Annotated in this window: 1 pseudogene; it reads right to left on the bottom strand. The window is 62.3% G+C overall.

Annotated elements, in window-relative coordinates:
- Positions 1 to 107: 107 nt before the first annotated feature.
- A pseudogene (locus EN852_RS39725) lies at positions 108 to 289 on the bottom strand (GntR family transcriptional regulator); the annotation flags it as partial.

Raw genomic sequence — 289 nt, 5'->3', positions numbered from 1 at the left:
CCTCCGGCTCTTCAAACGATCCGCCTCACCAAGCTACCGGAAGGATATCTATCACGCCAACGGGAGGCCGAAAATCGCCAAATCGATGCTGCGGCAACGCGGCGCGATCAGGTGCGGGACGGTTGCCGGCTTTCTGGGATTGAGGTCAGGAGCGTCTGGCGCGCCGACTTCAAATGCTTGCGGCAGGCGGCATCGACCTTGCCGAGGTCACGCGATTTCAGCGCCGCTATATAGGCCAGATGTTCGCCGATCGCGACCGCGTTGCGCTCTCGCTCCTGCGCCTTGTTCC

It is taken from the genome of Mesorhizobium sp. M2E.F.Ca.ET.209.01.1.1 (assembly GCF_004010375.2).
Taxonomy (GTDB): Bacteria; Pseudomonadota; Alphaproteobacteria; order Rhizobiales; family Rhizobiaceae; genus Mesorhizobium.
This window is presented reverse-complemented; position numbering and strand designations above follow the sequence as displayed.